General features: G+C 60.8%; 1 protein-coding gene. It reads left to right on the forward strand.

The annotated features are described in order from the left end of the window. Positions 1 to 64: 64 nt before the first annotated feature. Positions 65 to 322, forward strand: coding sequence for a YjhX family toxin (locus EN862_RS35400; RefSeq protein WP_135913321.1), 258 nt, complete (start codon positions 65 to 67; stop codon positions 320 to 322). The last annotated feature ends 2 nt before the right edge of the window (positions 323 to 324 follow it).

Here is a 324-nt window from a genome sequence, read left to right on the forward strand (position 1 = left end):
CTGAAACCCCGTGCCGCGAAATCCCGCGGCGGCGGCTTTTGTTGTTTTCCCGGGAATTCTCCAGATGGACATTTCGCGCATTGAACAGCGCATCCTGCACCTGCTCGCGCAGGGCGGGCGCATCGAAATGGAAAAGAATGCCAGTAAGAAGATCGCTTCGGTCCAATGCATGACCCGCGACGGCTGGCGCTACACAGGCGTCGATCTCGAGCTCTTTCGAAAACTGAGACGGAAGAAGGCGGTGTCCTCGTCGGGCGGCGGCCCCTACCGCATCACCCGGCGCGGGCTCGAACTCGTACGCGCCGAACTCGACAACAGATAGAG

This window comes from Mesorhizobium sp. M2E.F.Ca.ET.219.01.1.1 (assembly GCF_004016445.2).
Classification (GTDB): Bacteria; Pseudomonadota; Alphaproteobacteria; order Rhizobiales; family Rhizobiaceae; genus Mesorhizobium.